The organism is Agrobacterium sp. rho-13.3 (assembly GCF_033957765.2).
Lineage (GTDB): Bacteria > Pseudomonadota > Alphaproteobacteria > Rhizobiales > Rhizobiaceae > Agrobacterium.
This window is the reverse complement of sequence record NZ_CP192774.1, coordinates 1,894,164-1,916,479: the sequence shown is the minus strand read 5'-3', so window position 1 is coordinate 1,916,479 and position 22,316 is coordinate 1,894,164. Positions and strand designations below refer to the sequence as shown.

Genomic DNA, 22,316 nt, shown 5'->3' with positions numbered 1-22,316 from the left:
GCCTTGCCGATGCGGGTTTTTCTATGGGTGTTTGCGCGTTACGCTTTTTTCGCCAACCACAACGTATGGCGCGCCCCGCCGCGTTTGCCGTTGGCGCGTACATTCACTTCATCCGTGGCGAAACCGGCCTGGCGCAAACGGCGCGTAAAGGCTGTATCCGGCGCGGATGACCACACGGCCAGCACGCCACCGGGTCGCAAGGCTGTCTTGGCGGCGATAAGGCCAGCGGCATCATAAAGACTGTCGTTGGATGGACGCGATAAACCATCGGGGCCATTGTCCACGTCCAGCAAAATGGCGTCATAGGCCGCTTTTTTCGACCGGATCAATTCGCCGACATCACCGACATGAATATCAACACGGGTATCCTCCAGCGTGCCCTTGTGCAGTTCGGCCATCGGGCCACGCGCCCAATCCACAACGGCGGGCACCAGTTCGGCCACGGTCACGCGGGCGTCTGGCGGCAAAACACCAAGGGCGGCGCGCAGGGTAAAACCCATGCCAAGCCCACCAATCAGCATGGCTTGGCTTGCGCGACCAGAGATACGCTCACACGAAAGCGTCGCAAGTGCTTCTTCCGACCCACTCAGACGGCTGTTCATCAACTCGTTTGCGCCCAGCATGATGGAAAATTCCTGGCCGCGCTGCTTGAGGCGCAATTCACCACCATCGCCGGGAACGTGTGCGCGGTCGAGTTCTATCCAAGGCAGCATCGGTCTTCTCACTGTGTTGTGTGGCGGTCGTCTAACATGAGTAGGAGGAACCGGCTAGTGAGGGCAGATATTGCGCGATCTCAGAAGGATCCACGCACAAGCTGTGCCCGAGTACCCGAACGCGGCAAAGCCATCTTGCCAGCAGGGGTGTTTTTTGATCTTGGATAGCTGTCATATGTCCCAATGCCAGAGCGCGCCATGCTAAAAGAATTCTCCGTTCAAAGTCTGTTTATGGGTTTTCTGACGGCCTTTGTCGGTTTTGCCAGTTCCTTCGCCGTTGTTTTGCAGGGGCTGAAAGGTGTCGGTGCGACGGATTTTGAAGCGGCATCAGGGTTGATGGCGCTGTCGGTGTGCCTGGGGCTTTGCGCCATCGTGCTGTCTGTCACAACCCGGTTGCCGATCAGCACGGCATGGTCAACACCCGGCGGAGCGCTTTTGGCCGCAACTGGCGTGATAGAAGGTGGTTTTCCGGCAGCCGTTGGCGCTTTCATCATCTGCGCGCTTCTCATTATCGTTGCCGGATTGTTCAAGCCGCTTGGGCGTGCCGTTGCTTCCATCCCCACGCCGCTGGCCAATGCCATGCTCTCCGGCGTCATTATCGGCTTGTGTTTTGCGCCCATCAAGGCCATAGGCTTCAACCCGGCGCTCGGTCTGCCAATCATTCTGGCGTGGATCGTCGTCGGTGCCTTCAAACGGTTATTCGCGGTGCCTGCGGCCCTAGCCGCCTTCGTGTTGGTGATGATCTTCGGCGTCGATATTCCGGCAGGGGCGCTTGATAGCGTTCTGCAATCTCTCGCGCCGCCGATGGAATTCGTGATGCCGGTGTTTAACCTGCAAGCGCTGATCTCGATTGCGCTGCCGCTGTTCATCGTCACCATGGCCTCGCAGAATATCCCCGGCATTGCTGTGCTGAAGGTCAACAATTATGACCCGCAGCCGGGGCAATTGTTTGCCACGACCGGATTGTTTTCTTTGCTTGCCGCCCCATTTGGCGGCCATGCTGTAAACCTTGCGGCAATTACCGCGGCCATGTGCGCGGGAGAAGATGCTCACCCTGATCCGAAGCGGCGTTATTGGGCGGTGATCGTCAGCGGCGTTGGCTACGTGATTTTCGGCCTGCTGGCAGGCGTGGTCACCGCCTTCGTGGCGCTCGCCCCACCGATTCTCATTCAGGCTGTTGCCGGTCTTGCACTCGTCGGTGCCTTCTCCGGCTCTGCCGTTGCCGCGTTCAAAGAACCGGACACGCGGGAAGCCGCAGCCATCACCTTCCTCATCACCGCATCCGGCCTGTCCTTCGGCGGCATCTCCGGCGCGTTCTGGGGGCTGATCGGCGGTGGGTTGATGATGGCTTTGACGGGTTTTGTGAAACGACTGAAAAAGTAAAGAGGCACTTGCAACAGAATATTTCGCCGCATATAAGATTTGGCATGACCGATTGCATCGCAACCATTTCAGGCATGAGCGCGCAGATTTCTGCGAACGCCTCGCCGTGCGGCGCACTCTCGCTTCTTAGCCTCGACCTTACACGCGGTTGCCGGGTCCAGTGAGGAGCGCCCGGCGGCCGAAAGCCCGCTGGTGCGAACGCTCCTCAACTCGAAATCTCAATTTTTACTGGATTTAGGCCCGAAAGGGCGCGCATCTGACGGTGGCTTTTAAGCCCGCAGATGGCGGAAGGAGTAAGATCATGGACGCCAAGAACTCGAATATTTCCAAAGGCATGTCAGACGCATCCGTCAAATATCGCCCTTACCCGGTGATCGACATCAAGGATCGCACCTGGCCCTCCAAGACCATCGATAAGGCACCGATCTGGTGTTCCGTGGATTTGCGCGATGGCAACCAGTCGCTGGTCAACCCGATGGGACATGATCGCAAAGCGCGCATGTTCAAGCTCTTGCTGGAAATGGGTTTCAAGGAAATCGAAATCGGCTTTCCGTCCGCCTCGCAGACGGATTTTGACTTTGCCCGCTGGTGCGTGGAGCAGGGTGGCGTGCCGGAAGATGTGTCATTGCAGGTGCTGGTGCAGTGCCGCCCGGAACTGATTACCCGTACTTTCGAATCGCTGGAAGGTGCGAAGAACCCCATCATCCACTTCTATAACTCCACCAGCGAGTTGCAGCGCCGCGTGGTGTTCGGCAAGGATGTGCCTGGTATCAAGCAGATCGCTGTCGATGCCGCCAAGATGATTACCGATATGGCCGCCAAGGCCGGCGGTGGTTTCCGCTTTGAATATTCACCAGAAAGCTTCACCGGCACAGAGCTGGACGTGGCCTTGGAGATCTGCAACGCGGTCGTTGAGGTTGTGAAACCGACGGCGGAGAACAAGCTGATCCTGAACCTGCCATCCACCGTGGAAATGGCAACGCCGAACATCTATGCCGACCAGATCGAATGGATGTGCCGCAATATCGATAACCGCGAAAATGTCATCATCTCGCTGCATCCGCACAACGACCGTGGAACCGGCATCGCCGCCACCGAACTGGCCTTGATGGCGGGCGCCGATCGCGTCGAAGGCACGTTGTTCGGCAATGGCGAGCGCACCGGCAATGTGGACGTCGTGACGCTGGCGCTGAACATGTACACGCAGGGCGTGGACCCGGAACTGGATTGCCGCGATATCGAGCGCATCAAATCCGTCTATGAATATTCCAACGAAATGACGATCCCTGAGCGTCATCCATACGTTGGTGAACTGGTCTACACCGCATTTTCCGGTTCGCATCAGGATGCGATCAACAAGGGCATGAAGGCCATCAAGGTCGCCAATCACCCCGTCTGGGAAGTGCCGTATCTGCCGATCGATCCGAAGGATGTGGGCCGTTCTTATGAGGCGATCATCCGCATCAATTCGCAGTCCGGCAAGGGCGGCATCGCTTACATTCTTCAGCAGGATTACGGCATCAACCTGCCACGCAATCTGCAAGTGGAATTCCGCGAGGACATTCAGCGCATTACCGATGAGGAAGGCGTGGAACTGCCCGCCAAGCGCATCCACGACCGCTTTATCGAGCGTTATGTGACGCAGCCGAATTCGCGTCTGAAGTTTGTGGACCACCACACCTATCCGGCGGGCGACTTCAAGGGCGTGCGCGTGGTTGCTGCTGAAATTACCGATAATGGTGAGGTGAAGCGCATCGAAGGCAAAGGCACCGGTCCGATTGATGGATTCATCAACGCCCTGTCGACCTATCTCGGCATCGACCTGTCGGTGAATGATTACTCCGAGCACTCCTTGCAACACGGCTCCAACGCTTCGGCCATCGCCTATGTTGAAATGGAGCACCCGGGCGGCAAGCTGTTCGGCGCAGGCATCAACACCAACATCGTTGGTGCTTCGCTGGAAGCAATCGTTTCAGCCGCCAACCGCGTGTTGGAAGAGCGGGCGGGCAAGTAATATGCCGACTTGAAGTGTCGGCCAGATGGAAGGCGTTCCATCTGGCCGACTATCAGCGTGATAAAAGATCGTCTGACATCAATATCAGGAGCTTTTCCCTTTGCAGTCCGGAATGGGAATCGTTGAGGATTTATCGACCCGCGTTGCGTCTGGGTGGATCAACCTTGCTTCCGGCATGGAGGGCTGTGAACGGATAGAGGCGTTTTTCTCCGGTCCAGCATACCAGCCACACCGGCATGACACTTACGCAATTGGCAGAACCCTCTCAGGTGTTCAGCGGTTTCAATATCGTGGGCAGGCCAGCGCCGGTGTTCCAGGCACAGTCATCGTTCTCCACCCCGACGAGTTGCATGATGGGCAAGCCGGGACCGAAGACGGGTTCCACTACCAGATGATCTATCTGGACCCGCTGCTTGTTCAACAAGCATTAGGATATGGGCATGCGCTGCCCTTTATTCCCCAAGGCGTTTCACGCGATCCGCGTTTGTTGGCGGCAATTGACCGTATCGTCGGTCATATCAGCGAACCTATGGAAACCTTGCAGTATGACGATGCGGTATTCGATATCGCTAAAGCCCTGCAAGCCGCAGCACCGCCCACTGGCAGACGCAAGATTTCGTTGCCTGATTATCAGGCCGCTGACAAGGCTCGCGATTATCTTCGGCACTCCGAAGGGCAGGTCGTTTCGCTTGAGCAGTTGGAAGCGCTGACCGGGCGGGATCGCTGGAAGTTATCGCGTGATTTCAGGGCCGTATTCGGCACTAGCCCATATCGTTATCTGACCCTGCGCCGTCTGGACCGCGCCAAAGCGCAAATCATCGATGGACGCCCACTTGTTCAGGTGGCTTTGGACGCAGGCTTTGCCGATCAGGCGCACTTGACCCGACATTTCCGAAACAGTTTCGGCATGACACCCGCGCAGTGGCGCAAGATGACGCTGGGACGGGGTTAATCTGCACGATCGTTCAATATCACCAACATTGAACTGCCTACATTGCTGTCATTCAACAATGGAGCAATCAATATATGGCCCCTCAATATCAGGCAATCAACTTCTCGGATAAACTCTCGAAAATAACGGAGTTCTGGCAGCCACGCGTTGTCGCGGAAATGAATGATTACCAGTTCAAGATCGTGCGCATAGAGGGTGATTTCATCTGGCATGACCATCCGGAAACGGATGAGACTTTCATCGTTTTAAGCGGCCAGTTGCGGATTGATTTTCATGATGGCGCGGTGTCGATTGGTCCCGGTGAAATGTTTGTTGTTCCCAAGGGTGTGGAACACAAGCCCTATGCGGAACACGAAGTGCATCTGCTTTTGATCGAGCCGCGTGGCGTTCTCAACACCGGGCATACGGGGGGAGATCGCACGGCGCAGAACGACGTCTGGATTTAATCACCGTTTGGCGAGGAAGACTTTAATCGTCGTCGCCTTGCTCTGAAGGATTGCGAAAGCCCAAAGGACGTCCGTTGGCGTAAAAAACGCGGACGTCTTCCAGTTCTATGCCAGTGCCTTTTTCATTCAGGCTGAAACGTTCGCAGGTGACGTCCCATGTGCCTGGGCCGCCATTGATGTGGAAGAGATTATAAGCGGCGCGTGGCTTTTCGCCGCCGGGGCCTTGGGAGGCGGAGGCGATGCCGACGACGGGCACATGGTCGCGACCGCGATGGGTGTTGAGCCAGTAGACCGTGTTGAGGTGGGTGTGACCGTGCAGAACCAGTTCTGCGCCGCCGGTGCCGATGGCGGCGGCAAAACGGCGGATGCCGATCATGCGTTTGTGGGTGGCAGCGGCACCGCGGATCGGCGGGTGATGGATCATCACCACGCGAAACAGCCCTTGTTCACCGGCTTTTTTCAACAGTTCCGCCGTGGCGCGCGCTTGTCTGCGCCCGAAATATCCTGTCGCGGAAAGGGGCGGCGTGGCGATGGATGTGGAACATCCTATGAGCGCGACGGGCCCACGAACCTGCATATAAGGGAAAATCTTGCGGTCTTTATCCCAGGTTTCCGGGTCGCCATCCCCGCGCACATAGGGATACCATGCGGCCATGGCCTTGTCGTGTGCGCCCGGAACATAAGCATCGTGGTTGCCCGGTACGACAGAGGTGTTGGACGGTTTACCAATTTCCTCCAGCCAGTCGGCGGCAGCGCGAATTTCGATGCCGGTCGCCAGATTGACGAGATCACCGGTAATAGCGACATGATCCGGCGTCTTGCTGTCCAGATCGTCCACCAGCCTTTCCAGCGTATCGGTGAAAAGATGCTTGCGGCGATTGAGGCGCCAGTTCACAAAGCCGGTAATGCGCTTGGAAGCAAGTTCGCGGAATGTGAGCTTGGGAAGCGGGCCGAGGTGGATATCGGAAATATGGGCGAGTTTGAACATGCGTCCAGACATAGCGCATGGTTTTGCGGGCGTCCAATCAAAGTCCCGTTTTTTCAAGGGGATAAGCATCTCACTGAAAAGTGTCGGTCGACCTTCGGATAATCCGTTGGAAATGGATGGAGCGTGGAACGTTGAGTGACAGATTTGCGAAAGAAGGCGGGTTGCGGCGGTTGCTTCGGCGGCTGGTCACACGCCTCATGCATGTGTTTTTCTTTATCCGGCGCGGCATGACGCTTGGCGTGCGGGCTGCCTGTTTCGATGCGGATGGCCGGGTGTTTCTGGTGCGGCATTCCTATGTTCCCGGTTGGCACATGCCGGGCGGCGGTGTGGAACGCGGCGAGACCGGATTGCAGGCGCTGCACAAGGAAATTCGCGAGGAGGGTAATCTTGTCGCCACCTCTGTGCCGCAGCTTTTCCATGTCTATTTCAACAATCGCACCAGCGACCGCGACCATGTCCTGTTCTACCGGCTGACGGTCAGGCAAACAGAGGTGAAGGTGCCGGACCATGAAATCAGCGAGAGTGGATTTTTCCCGCTGGATGCCTTGCCGGAAGGCACAACGCCTGCCACCCGCCGCCGCCTTGCGGAACTGGCGGGTGACAGGCTGCCGAATGACGAATGGTAACGTTTAACCCAATCGTGCCCGATCATGCGCCGTGTCCAGCTCAAGCTCGGGCCCAACAGGTACGATGCCGGTGGGGTTGATCGTCTTGTGGCTGCGGTAATAATGTTCTTTGATGTGGCGGATATCGACCGTCTCCGGGATGCCTGATGTCTGGTAGAGATCGCGTAGATAGCCAGTCAGGTTGGGGTAGTCATGAATGCGGCGGATGTTGCATTTGAAATGGCCGACATAGACCGGGTCGAACCGCACCAGCGTGGTAAACAGCCGCCAATCGGCTTCCGTCTGCTGCGGGCCGAGCAAAAACCTTTGGTCGTTAAGCCGCTCTTCCAAAATATCCAGCGTTTCGAAAACCTTGGCGGCACTGTCCTGATAGGCCTCTTGCGTGGTGGCAAAACCGGCCTTGTAGACGCCGTTGTTGACGGTGTCGTAAATCAGATCGTTGAGCTGATCGATCTCAGTGCGCAAGGCTTCTGGATAATAATCGGTCTGCGATCCGGTCAAGGCATCGAAGGCGCTGTTGAACATACGGATGATTTCTGCCGATTCATTGGACACGATCGTGTTCTGCTGCTTGTCCCACAGCACCGGCACCGTCACGCGGCCTGAATATTGCGGGTCTGCCTTGGTATAGACCTGCCAGAGAGTGGATGAGCCGAAGAGGTGATCTTCGGTGGCGCCCGGTGTGCGCTCGTCTTCAGCTTTGAACTCCCAACCGTTTGCCAACATCAGCGGATCGACCACGGAAACGGAAATGAGGTCTTCCAGCTTTTTCAACTTGCGGAAAATCAGCGTACGATGCGCCCATGGACAGGCCAGCGACACATAAAGATGATAACGGTCTTTCTCCGCTTTAAAACCACCCTTGCCGGAAGGGCCGGGTGCGCCATCTGGCGTGATCCAGTTGCGGAACTGCGAAGCGCTGCGCTTGAAGTGACCTTTGGTTTCTTTGGTGTCGTACCACACGTCTTGCCAAACACCTTCAACCAACATGCCCATGCGCTTTCTCCTTCTCGTTGCTGTATTGCACTTTAATTCATGGACCGGCGGAAGCGAACCCTTCGGAAAGTGAACAGTGCGTTTCGTTTGCTGCTGTGATGACGGAATGATGCGGAGGGTAGATTTGTTCTTTACGGACTTTAATTTTCCTGATATCCGCGTTTATCACAATTCTGAGGGAATTCTGACCTATGACCGTAACACGGACGCTCCGACGACGCTGACGCATCCAACGCCCTTTCGGCGTCGCGCTCGCATATCGTCCTGTCTGTATCTAACGTTTCGGTCTTTTCATGTCCAAGCACGACCTGGTCTACCTCACTGAAGACGCGTCTCATAACGCCGTCATCGAACTCATCAACGAAGAAGCTTTTGGCCCAGGCCGGCACACCAGAGCGGCTGCCCGCATCCGCGAGCAGGGGCCGCATGACCGGTCCATTTCCTACATCTGCGCTGACGATGGCGAGACGATTGCATCGGTTCGCATGACGCCGGTTCTGGCCGGTGGCGTGAAGGGGCATATGCTCGGCCCGCTGGCTGTTCGGCCTTCGCACAAAAACATGGGCATCGGGCGTGAACTGGTGCGGATTGCCATTGCTGCCGCCAAGCGGAAGGGCTCGGAAGCCGTCATTCTCATCGGTGATCCGCCCTATTACATGCCGCTGGGCTTCGAGAAAGTGGCCTATGGCGCGCTCGATTTTCCGGGGCCTGTCGATTTGAACCGTGTTCTGGTCGTGCCGCTCACGGGTGATGTTCACGCGCGGATGACGGGTAAAATCGGCTGGCGTAAATGCGAAACGCCCGTGGCTGCTGTCGAAGAAGAACTGGTTGTTGAGCCTCTTCGGGCTATTGCCTGATAACGCTTCGCATTTTGCTTATAGCTTTATGAGTAGTTGACGGGCAACCAGTCATAATTCGTGCTGTCTTTGCGCACATGGCCTATGCCTGGAAACGCAATATGCGCGCCCGCGACCAGATATTTGCCTTCCACGGACTGTTTGAATGCGTCGGCGCGCGCAGCAATCGCGCGCTTCTGGTCTATGTCGAATTCGATTGCGACATCAGGCTCATCGAACTGAAGAAGATCGCCATGGGTGATATCGCCCCAGAACACGATTTTCTGGCCTTCGCTTTCGAGCGTAATCGCGCTGTGGCCGGGCGTATGACCGGCGTAAAGTATCGAGCCCAGACCGGCAACGGGGGCTGCATTGTCTGCGAAGGTTTCAAACTTTCCGGCTTTGACGTAAGGCGTCACGCATTGATCTGCCTCAGCGAATTGCTGTTTGACGATGCCGGTTGCGGCCTTGGCATTGTCCGCGCTCAGCCAGAACTTTGCCTCGCGTTCGTTGACCCGCAACGTGGCGTTCGCAAAGACAAGCGTGCCATTGTTCGTCAGCCCACCGGAATGATCGGTGTGGATGTGGGTGAGGACAACGTCATCGATATCGCCCGCTTTGTAACCCGAGGCCTCAATATTGGCCACGAGTTTGCCGAGCGTCGGACCGAGATAGCTGCCTGAACCGGCGTCGATCAACACAAGCCGCTCTCCCGTATTGATCAGGAAGGCGTTGACGGAGGTTGGCACCATGTCTGGCAGGAATGCCTCGTGCAGAACCTCTTGGGCGTGTTGCGGCGTGGTGTGGGTGTAAAGCTTGGACAGCGGAAGGGGCACGGTGCCATCAGACAGGGCGGTGACTTCGACAGAACCAATTTTCAACCGATAAAAACCGGGCGCCTGAACGGTGGCGAAGGGCGCTTTGGCAAAAGCCAGCGAGGGTGCGATGAAGGGCGCGGCGATGAGGCCGGAAACGGCGCCTTTGAGGAGGGAACGGCGTGATGGCATGTGGGATGCTCCTTGATGATGGGGCGGAACCTCTTGCAAGTTCCTGTTCATCAGCTAAGACTGTCTCGGTCAGCAATCAAATCGATACCAATCATGAACGTCATCGATCATTTCAATCTTCGTTCTTTCGACCTCAATCTGCTTGTCGCCTTTGATGCGATGATGGAGGAGATGAGCGTCACGCGGGCCGCGCAGCGGCTGAAAATCCAGCAGCCCGCCATGAGCCACAATATCTCCACGCTGCGCACTCTGTTTCAGGATGACCTTTTCATTCGTGTGGGGCAGGTGATGAAGCCCACGGCGCGGGCGCTCAATCTGGCCGGTCCGATCAGGCAAACGTTGCGGCAGGCGCAGGCGGCTGTTTTGATGGCGGATGTGTTCGATCCGGCCACGGAGCGACGGACATTCCGGCTGGGGCTTTCCAGCGAGGTGGAGCTTCTGTTGCTGCCGGATTTGACGGCGCGCCTGCGGGATATCGCGCCGGGGATACGTCTTCTGGCACGCGGCGGTGACGTGCAAGAGGTGGATGCGATGCTGGATGCGGGTATTATCGACCTGTCTGTCGGATGCAGTTATTTGCCGGACTCTCGGCATCACTGCGAACCGCTTTATCAATCCAGCGTGCTCTGCTGTTTCAATCCGCACTTGCTCAAGCTTCCCAACCCTATGGGGCTGGATGCTTATATGTCCGGGCAACATGCGGTGATTTCGCAAACCGACAGCCTGCATGGTTGCGTGAAAGATGCGCTCGATCACATTGGCGCCGATCTGGAGGTGGTGGCTGCGGCACCTGATTTTATGTCGGTGCTGGCGACGGCGCGCCAATCGCCGGTTATCGCCACCGTGTCCTCACGGATCGCGCTGCGTTACGGGCCGCTGCTCGGACTTGAGGTTAGCCCCGTTCCGCTGAAACTTTCGTTTCCGCCGGTGGCGATGGTCTGGCCCCTGCAGACCGATAGCGATCTGGGCTGCGCATGGTTGCGGCAGCAAATTCGTGAGGCGATGTTGAGGACGAACGAGGGTGGCTGCTCGATGCCGCCGCCTGACGGTCAAAATTCCTGGCCACGCCTCAGAACTTTATAACTCTTATTTTCGATAGGCCTCGAACCGGTAGTGATCACCGTCGCGGCGGATATGGCCAACGCCGGGAAACGGCAGATGCGTGGCTGCGATGAGATAACCCTCATCGGCAGCCTGCGTGAACGCCGCAGCGCGGGCGGTTGCTGCGCGTGGCTGGTCATAATCGAAATCGATGGTGATGGCGGGATTTGCGAACTGGACGCTATCGCCATGCACGATATCGCCAACAAAGGCGATGGTCTCGCCATTGTTTTCAAACCGGATCGTGAGGTGTCCGGGTGTATGGCCGGCACGCAGGCTGGCGCTGAAACCGGGAAGAATATCCCCGTTGTCCTCAAACAGCGTCACGCGGTTTTCCGTCTCGTAAGGGTCGATTGCCGCATGTGCACGACCGATCTGGCCTTTCACTTTCTCTGTTGCATGAGGAGCGTCGGCAGCACCGTCCGCCAGCCAGAATGCGGCTTCCGTTTTGCCGATATGAAGTTTCGCGTTTTTGAAAACCGGTTTGCCATCAGCAACCAGCCCGCCGGAGTGATCGGCATGAATGTGGGTCAGGATAATGTCGTCGATGCCATCGGTTGACACGCCCAACTCTTCAAAAGCTATTGGAAGTTTACCGTGATCTGGTCCGAAAAACGCACCTGAGCCGGTATCGATCATGATTTTTCGTCCGTCTGTCTCCACCAGAAACGCGTTTACGGACAGTTCGCCCGGCGCATCCGGAAACTTTTCCGGTGTCGGCTGGTCCGAGCCGAGGCGATAAAGACTGCCAACAGGCGCCACGAGAGTACCGTCGCAGAAGACAGTGATGCGGGCTTTGCCCACGGAAAATGTGAAGGGTGTCAAAGAACGGTCATCCGTCATGGCGTGCTCTTCCGTACAGTATTGATTATATGAATATTTTCTTGAGGTAAGTGAACGGTTCCGTATCGGCAAAGTCTTCGATCTGGCCGAAAACCGTATAACCGCACTTTTGATAGACACTCAAAGCATCGGTACTCATCGTGTCGATATAGGCACCTTTGCAGCCTCTTTTGCGCGCTTCGTCTTCCGCCAGAGCTAGCAGTTTAGGGCCAAGGCCTTTGCCTCTCATGGTTTCGGGAATGAAGAGGAGCGAGGTATAAAGCCAGCCTCGCGCCGTGTGGCCCACCAAACCGCCGATAACCGCGTTCTGGTCATCGCGAATGGAGATGATCAGCTCCTGCCAGTTGCTTTTGCCAAAGCGCGTAACATTATAGGCCTTTAGCTGCTCAAGGATGGCGGCTTCGCTGTCCTTATCGGAAGCGTCGCTGACGACAATTTTCGGTTCCATCAACGACCCTCACGCCACCAGAGCGCCGAGAAGGCCATGAGCAATGCGGCAAGCCCTGCGAAACCGGCAAAGAGCGGCAGGGTGTTGACGCCCTTCAGCACAGTTTCATCCGTCAGGCGAATGAGCATTCGGTCGTTATCGGCCACGCGCACATCGCCGCGCACCGGCAGAATATCCGGCAGAACGACGCGGCCATCATCATTGACGACCCGGTGAATACTGCCCTTGGTGGCATCGACGAGTGGTTTCAGCGGATCCGTGGTCGAGATCATGGCCTTGAATTCCGGCGCATCGACGGCGCCGACATGGACGAGGGTGGAGAAGTCACCATTGGTGATTTCATAAAGGCCGGTTTCATCCATGCGGCGTTCGATCTTGTAAAGACCGGGCTCGGTTTGTGTGAACGCCATGGTTTCGGCTTTACCGGTCGGGAATTTAACCGTCGCGTCACCGGGGTTGTCACCGATGGTCTGGCGGGTGATCTCCAGCGTGCGACCATTGGCGCGTGCGGTCAGCGCTTCTTCCTCGAGCTCCGGTTCCTTCATCAGCCAGTGGGCAATGCGACGGTAAAGCGCGACATGCGGGCCGCCGCCTTCATAACCACGCGCCCAGAGCCAGCCTTGGTCAGACAGCAGCATGGCGACCCGGCCTTCGCCCTGACGGTTCAGCACCAGAAGCGGGTCTTGCCCGTCACCCAGCATCACCGTCTGGCCCTGCGGTTGATCGACACCAACGGTGCGGAACCATCGGCCCCATTGTGGCGGCTCTTCGCCAGAACCTTCCAGACCACGCGTGACCGGGTGCTTTTTGCCCGCTTCGGACAGACGTGGGAAAAACGCCGATTGGTGGACTTCGCCCGTCGGCTGCGCAGGCAGCACGGAGGCCAGCGGCGTCATGGCGATGGAATCCTGCCCGGCATGTTCAGGCCCAGCAGCAATCAACAGCGCGCCACCCTTTTGCACATATTGGGCGATGTAATCGTAATAGAGAATCGGCAACACGCCGCGGTGCTGGTAGCGGTCAAAGATGATGAGATCGAAATCCTCGATCTTTTCCACGAAGAGTTCACGCGTCGGGAAAGCAATCAGCGATAACTCATTGATGGGCGTGCCATCCTGCTTTTCCGGCGGGCGCAAAATGGTGAAATGCACCAGGTCTACCGACGTATCGGATTTCAACAGGTTGCGCCACGCGCGCTCACCCGCATGGGGTTCCCCGGACACCAGCAGCACGCGCAGGTTCTGACGGATGCCTTCGATGACGTGAACGGCACGATTGTTGGTGGTTGTCACTTCGCCGGGAAGTTCAGCCACGGAAAATTCCATGACGTTGTTTCCGCCGCGCGGTACTTTGAAGCTGAAGGGAAGCGGTTGGCCGGGCGTGGCCTGAAGCGTGGCGATCTCTTCCCCGTTCATCTTCACGGTCACATCGGCTCTGCCCCCTTGCGGGCGACCGTCATCGAAGACGCGCAGTGTCAATTCCTGCTGCTCGTTGACGATGCCGAAGCGCGGTGCGCGCAGCACTTCGATGCGGCGGTCGAACTCCTCGGCGCGACCGGTAATCAGGCCATGGATCGGTGCCTTGAAGCCGAGCGTCTGTTCGATATTCGGCGTGACATTGGGAATATCGTGAACTTGGCCGTCGCTGAGGAAAATCGCACCGCCGACGCGGGAGGGGGAGACATCCGATACGGCTGCGGACAGGGTGGAGAACAGATTGGTGGCCGGAGAATCGCTATTCGCGTCGTTTTCGACTTCCACGATGCGCGGTTCGATGCGTGGAAAGCGGGCGAGACGTTCCTTCAAGGTCGCCAGTGCCTGATCGGTTTGTTCCGGGCGTTGCTGCACGTCCTGACTTTGCGAACGGTCCACGATGACGGGCACGATGGTGGAAAGCGGATCGCGCTCTTCATTCGTCAAAAGCGGATTGGCGATGGCCAGCAGCAGGGCGGCAAGTGCAAGCCCGCGCAGCCAAGCGCCGCGCACGCCGCGCCACAGGCCGATGATGGCCAGCACGAAGGCTGCGAAAGCCATAACGCCGATGACGATCCATGGAAGAAACGGAGCGAAGGTCAATGTCATGGCTTATTGCCCCAACCGCTGGAGGATGTCGGGCACATGCACCTGATCTGCCTTGTAGTTGCCGGTCAGCATATACATCATGATGTTCACGCCGGTGCGGAAGGCGTGTTCGCGCTGCACCTCATCCGGCGGCACGGTGGGCAGCACGGGGGCGCCGTTGGCATCGATGGCCCAAGCGCCAGCAAAATCATTGCCGGTGATGATGATAGGCGACACGCCATCGGCAGAGGAAGAAATGCCCGATGTGGTTTTGGCGGCATCCTGCCGGGATTCCACCCACAGCGGACTTCCGGTGTAACGACCAGGAAAATTGTTCAGCAGGTAAAATGACCGTGTGACGACATGGTCCTTCGGCACCGGTTCCAGCGGTGGAATATCCACATTAGCGAGGATTTCCTGAAGGCGCTGGCTGTTGGGACTGGTGTTTCCGCCAATTTCCAAGGAGGAAAACTGGTCGCGTGTGTCGAACAACACCGTGCCACCCGCCCGCATATAGGCATCGATACGGGAAATGGCAGCCGTCGAAGGCATCGGCGCTGTGGAAGAGATCGGCCAGTAGATGATGGGATAAAACGCCAGCTCATCCTTGGAGATATCAAGGCCAACAGGCTCACCGGGTTCCAGCGTCGTGCGCCATGTGAGGAACTCGGACAGCCCCTGTAATCCCTGCTGCGAGATCCGGTCCACATCGTCTTCGCCGGTGCGGACATAAGCGAGGTGGGTGGTATCCAGCCGCTCGAAAATCGCTTCATCGCCGGGTTTCGGGTCATCCGCACGGGCGATATCCGGTGAGAAGAGCGTCAGTCCTGCAGCAAAGGTGAGCAGGATCGCGGCAGCGGCGGATGTGCGTGTACGAGGCAGACGTGAAAACACGCCGTGCATGAACAGAACGATGAGACTATCGGCAAACAACATCAACAGGGCCGCAATGAACAGGGCAGGGCGCAGGGATTTTGCCGCTTCTCCAACAAGTCCTTCCCGCGTGGTGGCCGTGCCAGCGAGCGATGTATCCAGCGGGCGAAGGACAGCGTCCGGCGGCAGCAGGTTGAGCGCCACGAAACCGGCTTCCGTGCCATAAAGGCCGGGAGGGTTATCAAAGCTGGCGCGAGGGGACTGGCCGGGTTTGACGTCCAGAGGACGGGCGGTGCCGATTTCTGGCGAAAGCGCTCCATTGGCTGTCAAAAGTCGGTAAGGCGGTAGCGCTGCGGTAGGCGCATTGGCGGAGGCGGATGAGCCACCGACCTGTGACAATTGGACGATGCGGCGCAACATTTCCACAAAATGGCCTGAGATCGGCAGGTCGGACCAGCTGGCTTCGGCGCTGACGTGGAACAACACGATGCGGCCTGCATCGACATTGCGGGTGGTGACCAGAGGCGTTCCATCGGCAAGACTTGCCCATGTGCGCTCGGCAAGGTCGGGTGTCGGTTCGGCCAGAACCTGACGTTTGATGTGAACACCATCAGCCTTCGGCATTCCTGCAAAGGGGCCGAAATTGGGAAAATCTGCCAGCGGCTGTGGTTCTGCCCATGAGAGAGAGCCGCCCAGCGCCCGTTCACCTTGACGCAATGTTACCGGGACCAGGGGATCATCTGTAGGCGCGGCGGCAAGGCGCGGTCCGGCAAAACGGATCAAGGTGCCGCCTTGTGACAGCCAGCGCTGAATGGGCGCGTAAGTTTCCTGCGGCAGACGACCGATATCAGCCATGACGATGACGGATGGGTTGGATTGCAGCAGTTCGGGGATTGCGACGGACAGATCGGCCTGCCGCTGTGGCACCAGATCGACATAGGGCTGGATGGCGCGGCTGATGTAAAACAGCGGCTGCAACAAGGGCTGGAAATCATTGCCGGTTTCACCCGCCAGCAGCGCCACACGACGGCGGCGGAAACCGTCATCCAGCAGATGTACGGAGCCAGCCGTTGCAATACGCTCGACGGAAAGGCGGGCGAAATCATTGCGCAGTTCGAATGGCGCGCTCAAAACCGCCTTGGTTTCTGCGGCGCCCGGCGCGAAGGTGGCGGTATCGGTTGCAAGAATGCGCCCCTGGCTGTCCTGCGCATTGATCGTCAGGTTGGCAGGGCCGCTGGTATCCAGACGCGAGAGGGAGACGCTCATGGTCTCGGCGCCGTTTTCAGCGCCTGTGATTGCGGATATCGCCTGTCCATCACCTTCCACCACACGAAACTCTGCCGATTGCATGGTGGCGAGATTGCTGAGGGCGGCGCGGTCATTCGGCGTCGCAACACCATCTGTGATATAGGCCAAGGTGCCGGGCGCGGTGCCATTCAACGCTTCGATCACCGATTCTGCTGTGCGAATACGGTCTGGCACCAAAGGCTGCGGTTTGGCAGCGGCCAGTTTTTCCAGCGCTGCTGCCGTCGTGCCGGGTTCGGCATCGTGGTCACGGTCTGCGGTGAAAGCGATGGCGACGGGGCGTTCCGCCCGCTCCGCGTCACCAATCAAGGCTTGCGCGGTGCGAACGCGGCGCTCCCAATCCGGTGCTGCGGCCCAGCCATTGTCCACGATCAGCACCAAGGGGCCGCTACCCGCCAGCGTGGCATTGCGCGGATTGATGACGGGATCTGCCAGCGCAAAGATCACCGCGGCGGCAAGTGCCATGCGCAGAAGCGTCAGCCACCACGGACTTTTTGACGGGGTTTCTTCGCGCTTCAGCACGGTTGCGAGAATGCGCAGTGGCGGAAAGATTTCCGTTTTCGGGCGCGGTGGCGTCAGGCGCAGCAGCCACCAGATGGCCGGGAGCGCAAGAAGGCCAAACAGAATGAACGGGCTGGTAAAAACGAAAGGCAATGCGCTCATGTGCGGCCCCCGTTTGCGCCAACCGGCGCGCCGGAGAGATACATGTGCATGGCCACGAGTGCTTCGGACGCCAGATGGTCCGTGCGATTGAAGACGAAATTCCAGCCGAGGCGGCGAAGCGATGAAGACAGGGCGTCCCGCCGTGCGAAATAGGCGCGGGTGTAATCATCGCGAATGGTTTCAGCGCGACCGGAGGTCAGTTTTTCGCCGGTTTCGGGGTCGGAAAATTCGGTGCGACCGCTGTAGGGAAAGACTTCTTCGGCAGGGTCGGCAATCTCAACCACATGACCGCGCAGGCCACGGCGCGCCAGCGGAGACAGGCGCTCCATAACGGTTGTCGCGTCATCGAGAAAATCACCGATCAGCACGATATCGCTGGAACCGCGGATCATGCTGGTATCCGGCAGGCCCGTTGTGGGTGGCGCGTGCAGAATGGCGGTTGCGAGACGCTCCGCTGCATTGCGGGCAGAGACGGGTTCCATAATGCCGGGGCAGCCGATGCGCTCACCGGAACGCGCCAGAACTTCCGCCAATGCCAGCATCAGCACCAGCGCACGGCTTTCTTTCGAGACCGTGCCGAGCGTGGATTTGAACATCATCGATGGCGAGAGGTCTGCCCAGAGCCAGATGGTGTGGGCGGCTTCCCATTCCCGGTCCCGCACATAGGTATGGTCATCGCGGGCGGAGCGGCGCCAGTCGATGCGCGACAGGCTTTCGCCGTCTGCATAGGGCCGGAACTGCCAGAAGTTTTCGCCAATGCCGCGTTTGCGGCGGCCGTGCCAGCCTGCTGTCACGGTGTTGGCAATGCGTTTGGCCTCCACCATGCAATCCGGCACCAGAGCGGCACGTTGGCGCGCACGGGCAAGCACGTCACTGCCGGGCGTCTGCTCTACGATCTGGCCGATGGATGCCACATGCACTCCTTTTCAAGCAGTCAGTTCAAGCCTGAAGGCTTTAAGCTTTTGCCTGTTCCACGAGACTGGCGATGACGTCGCGAACCGACATGCCTTCCGCACGCGCCGCAAATGTCAGCGCCATGCGGTGTTCCAGAACCGGCTCCGCCAGCGCGTAGATATCGTCCAGCGACGGTGCGAGACGGCCTTCGTACAGAGCGCGGGCGCGGGCGGTGAGCATCAGCGATTGGCCAGCACGCGGTCCCGGTCCCCATGCAACGTTTTTATCGGTCAATTTGTTGCCATGGCCGGGGCGGGCAGAGCGCACCAGGGCAAGGATTGCATCCACCACCTTGTCACTGACTGGCATCTGGCGAATGAGGGTCTGGATTTCGATCAGCCGTTCCGCGTCGATCATGCGGCGGGCTTCACCGGATGCTGTGCCTGTCGTGTCCAGGAGAATCTGACGTTCGGCGGCAAGGTCGGGATAATCGACATCCACCTGCAACAGAAAGCGGTCAAGCTGGGCTTCCGGCAGGGGATAGGTGCCTTCCTGCTCCAGCGGGTTCTGGGTGGCCAGAACGTGGAATGGCTTGGGCAGGTCAAAACGCTGACCGGCAACGGTAATGTGGTATTCCTGCATGGCTTGCAGCAGGGCGGATTGCGTGCGCGGGCTGGCGCGGTTGATTTCGTCAGCCATCAGAAGCTGGCCGAAGATCGGTCCCTTGATGAAACGGAAAGAGCGGCGACCGCTCTCATCCTGATCCATGACTTCCGAGCCGAGAATATCCGATGGCATAAGGTCCGGCGTGAACTGAATACGGTTGGCATCCAGCCCCAGAACGGTGCCGAGTGTCGTGACGAGCTTTGTCTTCGCGAGGCCGGGAACGCCAACAAGCAACGCGTGGCCGCCAGACAGGACGGCGAGAAGCGTGTTCTGCACCACCTTCTCCTGACCGAAGATGACTTTGGAGACTTCTGCCCGGATGGCGGCGATATCCGACAGCGCCTTTTCGGCAGCGGCGATGATCGCCTTTTCGTCGAGGGTTTCGCTGGTGTTCATAATGCCCATATCGCTCTCCTCAAAACTCTGCCGCAGCTGTTGTAACGACTCGCATACAGGACGGATTTCGCGCTGCATATAGCTTATTGCCATCCTGCCCGCTGACAAGCATCCTTCGAATGACTATCTCGTTACTTATGTTCCATTCATTGCATAAATGGCAAAGCAGGGCTCGAATATGGCGGCTGATACGATAAATTCCGCGAAGGATGCGGCAGGACTGGCCGCGATGATTGCCCACGCTGCCGAGCAGGTTGGCGAAAAAACGCGTGGTCCAGCACCCGTGGAACGCTGGAATCCGCCGTTTTGTGGCGATCTGGATATGGAAATTCGCGCTGATGGCACATGGTTTTACATGGGTACGCCGATTGGCCGGGCGCCGCTGGTGCGGCTGTTTTCCACCGTTTTGCGCAAGGACGAGGACGGCAAGACCTATCTCGTAACTCCTGTGGAAAAAGTAGGCATTCGCGTGGTGGATGCGCCCTTTGTGGCGGTGGAGATGAATGTGGGCGAAAAAGACGGTGCGCCGCTTTTAACCTTCCGCACCAATGTGGGTGACGTGGTGGAGGTGGGTGCGGAGCATCCGTTGCGTTTCGAAATCAGCGGCGAGAACAGCGAACTAAAACCTTATCTTCTGGTGCGCGGATGGCTGGAGGCACTGGTGTCGCGGGCGGTGATGTATGATCTGGTGGAACTGGGCGAGGTGGTTGAGATCGAGGGACAGCAGATGTTTGCCGTCCGCTCTGGTGGTGAAATATTTCCGGTTATGCGAGCCGATGAATTGAGTGAATTATCGAAATGAAACCAGCCTTTTTATTGAACGCCCAACGCCCCTCATTCCTGTGCTTGTCACAGGAATCCAGTTGCTGCGCGTCTGCGCGGCGGGAAAACTCTTTCAGCCCACGACTGGGCTGGCTAGATTCCTGTGACAAGCACAGGAATGAGGACAGTTTTGGCGGTGTTGTCTGCCATGCATGATCTTTTAGCGTTTTCCGCCGCCGATTTTCGTCGTCGTGTGCTTGAGGATGGCGAAGGTGTGGCCGAACGGGAAGACCGCGACAATGGTGACCATGTTCTGAACCCCGGTGTGCGTTTGACGGGTGATGGCATTCGGCTGAAGGACGCTGCCGTGCTGGTGCCGGTCGTGGATTACGGGCACGATGCGCGGGTGATTTTCACGCAGCGAACCTCCACGCTCCGCAAACATTCCGGCCAGATTTCTTTTCCCGGCGGCGGGATCGACGCGGAAGATCGCTCGCCGGAACACGCTGCTCTGCGCGAAACGGAAGAGGAGATCGGGCTGTCGCGCTCTTTCATTGAAACGGTGGGGCGTTTGCCGGACTATATTTCCGGCACAGGCTTTCGCATCAAGCCGGTGCTTGCCGTGGTGAAGCCGGGGTTCGATCTGACGCTGAACCCCACGGAAGTGGACGAGGTTTTCGAAGTGCCGCTGTCGTTTCTGATGAACCCGGCAAACCACACCCGCGCCAGCCGCATCTTTCAGGGGAGGGAGCGGTTTTTCTACGAAATGCCCTATGGCGAACGGTATATTTGGGGCATTACGGCGGGCATCGTGCGCAGCATTTACGAGAGGTTTTATTCATGAGCAGCATTTCCGGGCAAGACTGGTTTTCCAAACCCGGCCTTAAAAGGATTTTTGCGCTTCTGAATGCCGATGGTGGTGAGGCCCGCGTTGTGGGCGGGGCCGTGCGCAATGCGCTGATGGGTATGCCGGTGGGCGACATCGACATCGCCACCACGCTGCCGCCGCAAGATGTGGTGGAGCGGGCGAAAGAGGCTGGCATCAAGGCTGTTCCAACCGGCATCGACCACGGCACGGTGACGCTGGTGGTGGATGGCGAAGGCTATGAAGTCACGACGCTGCGCCGCGATGTGGAAACCGATGGTCGCCACGCGCAGGTGGCATTCGGCACCGACTGGCAGGAAGACGCCGAGCGGCGCGACCTGACGATCAACGCGCTCTATGCGGATGCGTCTGGCGCGGTGATCGACCTGATCGGCGGGATGCCGGATATCGAAGCGCGCATGGTGAGGTTCATCGGTGATGCAGATAGGCGCATTGCCGAGGATTATCTGCGTGTGCTGCGCTTCTTCCGCTTCTTCGCACATTATGGTTCGGGAAGACCGGATGCTGATGGCCTGCGGGCCAGCGCCCGCGCCAAGGACAAGATTTCGACGCTGTCGGCTGAGCGTGTCTGGAGCGAGTTGAAAAAACTGCTGGCCGCAGAAGACCCGTCCCGCGCACTTTTGTGGATGCGGCAGTCTGGTGTGTTGGCGCAAGTTCTGCCGGAAACGGAAAAATGGGGCATCGATTCCATTCACGGCCTGGTGGCTGCGGAACAGGCACTGGGCTGGACGCCGGACCCGATAATGCGATTGGCCGCCATCGTTCCCACCGACCTTGAGAGGGTGATTGCGATGGCCTCACGGCTTCGCATGTCGAATTCCGAAGCCAAGCGTTTGAAGCAGTGGGCATCCGCGCCTGTGATCGATCTAGCCATGGCGGATGCGGCGTTTGACCGGCTGCTGTATCGGCAGGGCGTTGACGGCATAAAAATGCGGTTGAAGCTGGCTCTGGCAGCGGCACGTGCTGATGTGTCTGCCGGAGAGGCGATGCAAAAGATTGCGCGGTATTCCACTCTGCTGTCGCGGGCGGAAAAGTTTCAACGACCAGAGTTTCCAATCAGCGGCGCAGATGTGATTGCCAGCGGCATTGCGCCGGGTCCAAAGGTTGGGGAAATACTGGGTGTGCTTGAAGAGAAGTGGATCGACGTCAACTTCTCACTGGACCGGGCAGCGCTGACCGCCCGGCTTCAGGATATCGTTAAAAATCAGGCCTGAACCTTATTCTCATCGCGAATACGGGTTTTGATGTTCTCAATCATGTTCTCGCGGATAACGGTCTCGCCGTGTCGTTGACGCATGTGCTCAACGGTGCGGCGTACGACTTCCGCGTCTTCGTCGGCGCGGGTGTGCCAATCACAGCCGGGAACGAGAGTTCCACATTCAAATAGTCTCATCATTGCCTCCCTACCTCGAACTTGAACGAAAACAAGGCAAGCCTTTCTGGGAAAGACTTTGCCTT

21 protein-coding genes are annotated in these 22,316 nt (G+C 58.2%); 10 read left to right on the top strand and 11 right to left on the bottom strand.

The window, feature by feature from the left end; genetic code table 11:
• Positions 1-38 precede the first annotated feature (38 nt).
• Complete coding sequence (locus tag RMR16_RS09535; RefSeq protein WP_320198458.1) at positions 39-713, bottom strand: MnmC family methyltransferase; 675 nt, start codon at positions 711-713, stop codon at positions 39-41.
• A 198-nt stretch (positions 714-911) separates the two neighbouring features.
• On the opposite strand from RMR16_RS09535, the gene RMR16_RS09530 reads away from it, so the two are divergent.
• From RMR16_RS09530 to RMR16_RS09515, 4 genes are all read left to right on the top strand, one after another.
• Positions 912-2,096 carry a benzoate/H(+) symporter BenE family transporter gene (locus RMR16_RS09530; RefSeq protein ID WP_320198459.1) on the top strand — a complete coding sequence of 395 codons (1,185 nt, stop codon included), beginning with the start codon at positions 912-914 and terminating at the stop codon, positions 2,094-2,096.
• Between the two features lie 301 nt (positions 2,097-2,397).
• Positions 2,398-4,110, top strand: coding sequence for a 2-isopropylmalate synthase (gene leuA / locus RMR16_RS09525; RefSeq protein WP_320198460.1), 1,713 nt, complete (start codon positions 2,398-2,400; stop codon positions 4,108-4,110).
• Between the two features lie 112 nt (positions 4,111-4,222).
• Positions 4,223-5,062, top strand: a complete 840-nt coding sequence (locus RMR16_RS09520) for a helix-turn-helix domain-containing protein (protein ID WP_320198461.1) — start codon at positions 4,223-4,225, stop codon at positions 5,060-5,062.
• A gap of 74 nt (positions 5,063-5,136) precedes the next feature.
• The gene (locus tag RMR16_RS09515; protein WP_320198462.1) at positions 5,137-5,508 is read left to right on the top strand and encodes a cupin domain-containing protein; all 372 of its coding nucleotides are present in this window, start codon (positions 5,137-5,139) and stop codon (positions 5,506-5,508) included.
• Positions 5,509-5,530: 22 nt separating this feature from the next.
• Here the strand turns inward: RMR16_RS09515 and RMR16_RS09510 are convergent, their stop codons facing one another.
• Positions 5,531-6,496 carry a metallophosphoesterase family protein gene (locus tag RMR16_RS09510; RefSeq protein WP_320198463.1) on the bottom strand — a complete coding sequence of 322 codons (966 nt, stop codon included), beginning with the start codon at positions 6,494-6,496 and terminating at the stop codon, positions 5,531-5,533.
• Positions 6,497-6,693: 197 nt separating this feature from the next.
• Here RMR16_RS09510 and RMR16_RS09505 point away from each other — a divergent pair, with 197 nt between their 5' ends.
• Positions 6,694-7,122, top strand: a complete 429-nt coding sequence (locus RMR16_RS09505; RefSeq protein WP_320198551.1) for an NUDIX domain-containing protein — start codon at positions 6,694-6,696, stop codon at positions 7,120-7,122.
• 3 nt (positions 7,123-7,125) lie between these two features.
• Here the strand turns inward: RMR16_RS09505 and RMR16_RS09500 are convergent, their stop codons facing one another.
• Positions 7,126-8,118, bottom strand: a complete 993-nt coding sequence (locus RMR16_RS09500) for a glutathione S-transferase family protein (protein ID WP_320198464.1) — start codon at positions 8,116-8,118, stop codon at positions 7,126-7,128.
• Positions 8,119-8,411: 293 nt separating this feature from the next.
• Between RMR16_RS09500 and RMR16_RS09495 the strand changes: the two genes are divergently transcribed.
• Entirely contained in the window at positions 8,412-8,975 is a 564-nt protein-coding gene (locus RMR16_RS09495) for a GNAT family N-acetyltransferase (protein ID WP_320198465.1), read from the top strand.
• Between the two features lie 26 nt (positions 8,976-9,001).
• On the opposite strand, the gene RMR16_RS09490 is transcribed toward RMR16_RS09495, so the two are convergent.
• The gene (locus RMR16_RS09490) at positions 9,002-9,961 is read right to left on the bottom strand and encodes an MBL fold metallo-hydrolase (protein ID WP_320198466.1); all 960 of its coding nucleotides are present in this window, start codon (positions 9,959-9,961) and stop codon (positions 9,002-9,004) included.
• Between the two features lie 93 nt (positions 9,962-10,054).
• Between RMR16_RS09490 and RMR16_RS09485 the strand changes: the two genes are divergently transcribed.
• Positions 10,055-11,044 carry a LysR family transcriptional regulator gene (locus RMR16_RS09485; protein WP_320198467.1) on the top strand — a complete coding sequence of 330 codons (990 nt, stop codon included), beginning with the start codon at positions 10,055-10,057 and terminating at the stop codon, positions 11,042-11,044.
• Positions 11,045-11,047: 3 nt separating this feature from the next.
• Here RMR16_RS09485 and RMR16_RS09480 read toward each other — a convergent pair whose 3' ends face one another.
• From RMR16_RS09480 to RMR16_RS09455, 6 genes are read right to left on the bottom strand one after another with little or no spacing between them, the layout of a single operon-like run.
• Entirely contained in the window at positions 11,048-11,905 is an 858-nt protein-coding gene (locus RMR16_RS09480; RefSeq protein ID WP_320198468.1) for an MBL fold metallo-hydrolase, read from the bottom strand.
• Between the two features lie 25 nt (positions 11,906-11,930).
• Entirely contained in the window at positions 11,931-12,353 is a 423-nt protein-coding gene (locus RMR16_RS09475; RefSeq protein ID WP_320198469.1) for a GNAT family N-acetyltransferase, read from the bottom strand.
• Positions 12,353-14,434 (bottom strand): hypothetical protein, encoded by a 2,082-nt coding sequence (locus tag RMR16_RS09470; RefSeq protein WP_320198470.1) that lies wholly within the window; start codon positions 14,432-14,434, stop codon positions 12,353-12,355. The genes RMR16_RS09475 and RMR16_RS09470 overlap by 1 nt, the downstream gene beginning before the upstream one ends.
• 3 nt (positions 14,435-14,437) lie before the next feature.
• On the bottom strand, positions 14,438-17,254 hold the full coding sequence (locus RMR16_RS09465; RefSeq protein WP_320198471.1) for a DUF4159 domain-containing protein: 2,817 nt from the start codon (positions 17,252-17,254) through the stop codon (positions 14,438-14,440).
• On the bottom strand, positions 17,251-18,168 hold the full coding sequence (locus RMR16_RS09460) for a DUF58 domain-containing protein (RefSeq protein ID WP_320198472.1): 918 nt from the start codon (positions 18,166-18,168) through the stop codon (positions 17,251-17,253). The genes RMR16_RS09465 and RMR16_RS09460 overlap by 4 nt, the downstream gene beginning before the upstream one ends.
• A 40-nt stretch (positions 18,169-18,208) precedes the next feature.
• Positions 18,209-19,219 (bottom strand): AAA family ATPase, encoded by a 1,011-nt coding sequence (locus RMR16_RS09455; RefSeq protein WP_320198473.1) that lies wholly within the window; start codon positions 19,217-19,219, stop codon positions 18,209-18,211.
• A 169-nt stretch (positions 19,220-19,388) separates the two neighbouring features.
• Between RMR16_RS09455 and RMR16_RS09450 the strand changes: the two genes are divergently transcribed.
• The 3 genes from RMR16_RS09450 (at position 19,389) to RMR16_RS09440 (ending at position 22,072) form a co-directional block, all read left to right on the top strand.
• Entirely contained in the window at positions 19,389-20,012 is a 624-nt protein-coding gene (locus RMR16_RS09450) for a DUF1285 domain-containing protein (protein ID WP_320198474.1), read from the top strand.
• 168 nt (positions 20,013-20,180) lie between these two features.
• Positions 20,181-20,816 (top strand): NUDIX hydrolase, encoded by a 636-nt coding sequence (locus tag RMR16_RS09445; protein ID WP_320198552.1) that lies wholly within the window; start codon positions 20,181-20,183, stop codon positions 20,814-20,816.
• A complete protein-coding gene (locus RMR16_RS09440) occupies positions 20,813-22,072 on the top strand; it encodes a CCA tRNA nucleotidyltransferase (protein WP_320198475.1) in 1,260 nt (419 codons plus the stop codon). Before RMR16_RS09445 ends, RMR16_RS09440 begins: the two co-directional genes overlap by 4 nt.
• Here RMR16_RS09440 and RMR16_RS09435 read toward each other — a convergent pair.
• Positions 22,063-22,251, bottom strand: a complete 189-nt coding sequence (locus tag RMR16_RS09435) for a DUF1059 domain-containing protein (RefSeq protein ID WP_320198476.1) — start codon at positions 22,249-22,251, stop codon at positions 22,063-22,065. The two genes, RMR16_RS09440 and RMR16_RS09435, sit on opposite strands and share 10 nt — an antisense overlap.
• Positions 22,252-22,316: the final 65 nt, after the last annotated feature.

Excerpts from the sequence above, each read along its gene's own strand:
- RMR16_RS09535 (WP_320198458.1), bottom strand. The coding sequence starts at position 713 with ATGCTGCCTTGGATAGAACTCGACCGCGCACACGTTCCCGGCGATGGT.
- RMR16_RS09530 (WP_320198459.1), top strand. The coding sequence starts at position 912 with ATGCTAAAAGAATTCTCCGTTCAAAGTCTGTTTATGGGTTTTCTGACG.
- leuA (WP_320198460.1), top strand. The coding sequence starts at position 2,398 with ATGGACGCCAAGAACTCGAATATTTCCAAAGGCATGTCAGACGCATCC.
- RMR16_RS09520 (WP_320198461.1), top strand. The coding sequence starts at position 4,223 with ATGGGAATCGTTGAGGATTTATCGACCCGCGTTGCGTCTGGGTGGATC.
- RMR16_RS09515 (WP_320198462.1), top strand. The coding sequence starts at position 5,137 with ATGGCCCCTCAATATCAGGCAATCAACTTCTCGGATAAACTCTCGAAA.
- RMR16_RS09510 (WP_320198463.1), bottom strand. The coding sequence starts at position 6,496 with ATGTTCAAACTCGCCCATATTTCCGATATCCACCTCGGCCCGCTTCCC.
- RMR16_RS09505 (WP_320198551.1), top strand. The coding sequence starts at position 6,694 with ATGCATGTGTTTTTCTTTATCCGGCGCGGCATGACGCTTGGCGTGCGG.
- RMR16_RS09500 (WP_320198464.1), bottom strand. The coding sequence starts at position 8,118 with ATGGGCATGTTGGTTGAAGGTGTTTGGCAAGACGTGTGGTACGACACC.
- RMR16_RS09495 (WP_320198465.1), top strand. The coding sequence starts at position 8,412 with ATGTCCAAGCACGACCTGGTCTACCTCACTGAAGACGCGTCTCATAAC.
- RMR16_RS09490 (WP_320198466.1), bottom strand. The coding sequence starts at position 9,961 with ATGCCATCACGCCGTTCCCTCCTCAAAGGCGCCGTTTCCGGCCTCATC.
- RMR16_RS09485 (WP_320198467.1), top strand. The coding sequence starts at position 10,055 with ATGAACGTCATCGATCATTTCAATCTTCGTTCTTTCGACCTCAATCTG.
- RMR16_RS09480 (WP_320198468.1), bottom strand. The coding sequence starts at position 11,905 with ATGACGGATGACCGTTCTTTGACACCCTTCACATTTTCCGTGGGCAAA.
- RMR16_RS09475 (WP_320198469.1), bottom strand. The coding sequence starts at position 12,353 with ATGGAACCGAAAATTGTCGTCAGCGACGCTTCCGATAAGGACAGCGAA.
- RMR16_RS09470 (WP_320198470.1), bottom strand. The coding sequence starts at position 14,434 with ATGACATTGACCTTCGCTCCGTTTCTTCCATGGATCGTCATCGGCGTT.
- RMR16_RS09465 (WP_320198471.1), bottom strand. The coding sequence starts at position 17,254 with ATGAGCGCATTGCCTTTCGTTTTTACCAGCCCGTTCATTCTGTTTGGC.
- RMR16_RS09455 (WP_320198473.1), bottom strand. The coding sequence starts at position 19,219 with ATGGGCATTATGAACACCAGCGAAACCCTCGACGAAAAGGCGATCATC.
- RMR16_RS09450 (WP_320198474.1), top strand. The coding sequence starts at position 19,389 with ATGGCGGCTGATACGATAAATTCCGCGAAGGATGCGGCAGGACTGGCC.
- RMR16_RS09445 (WP_320198552.1), top strand. The coding sequence starts at position 20,181 with ATGCATGATCTTTTAGCGTTTTCCGCCGCCGATTTTCGTCGTCGTGTG.
- RMR16_RS09440 (WP_320198475.1), top strand. The coding sequence starts at position 20,813 with ATGAGCAGCATTTCCGGGCAAGACTGGTTTTCCAAACCCGGCCTTAAA.
- RMR16_RS09435 (WP_320198476.1), bottom strand. The coding sequence starts at position 22,251 with ATGAGACTATTTGAATGTGGAACTCTCGTTCCCGGCTGTGATTGGCAC.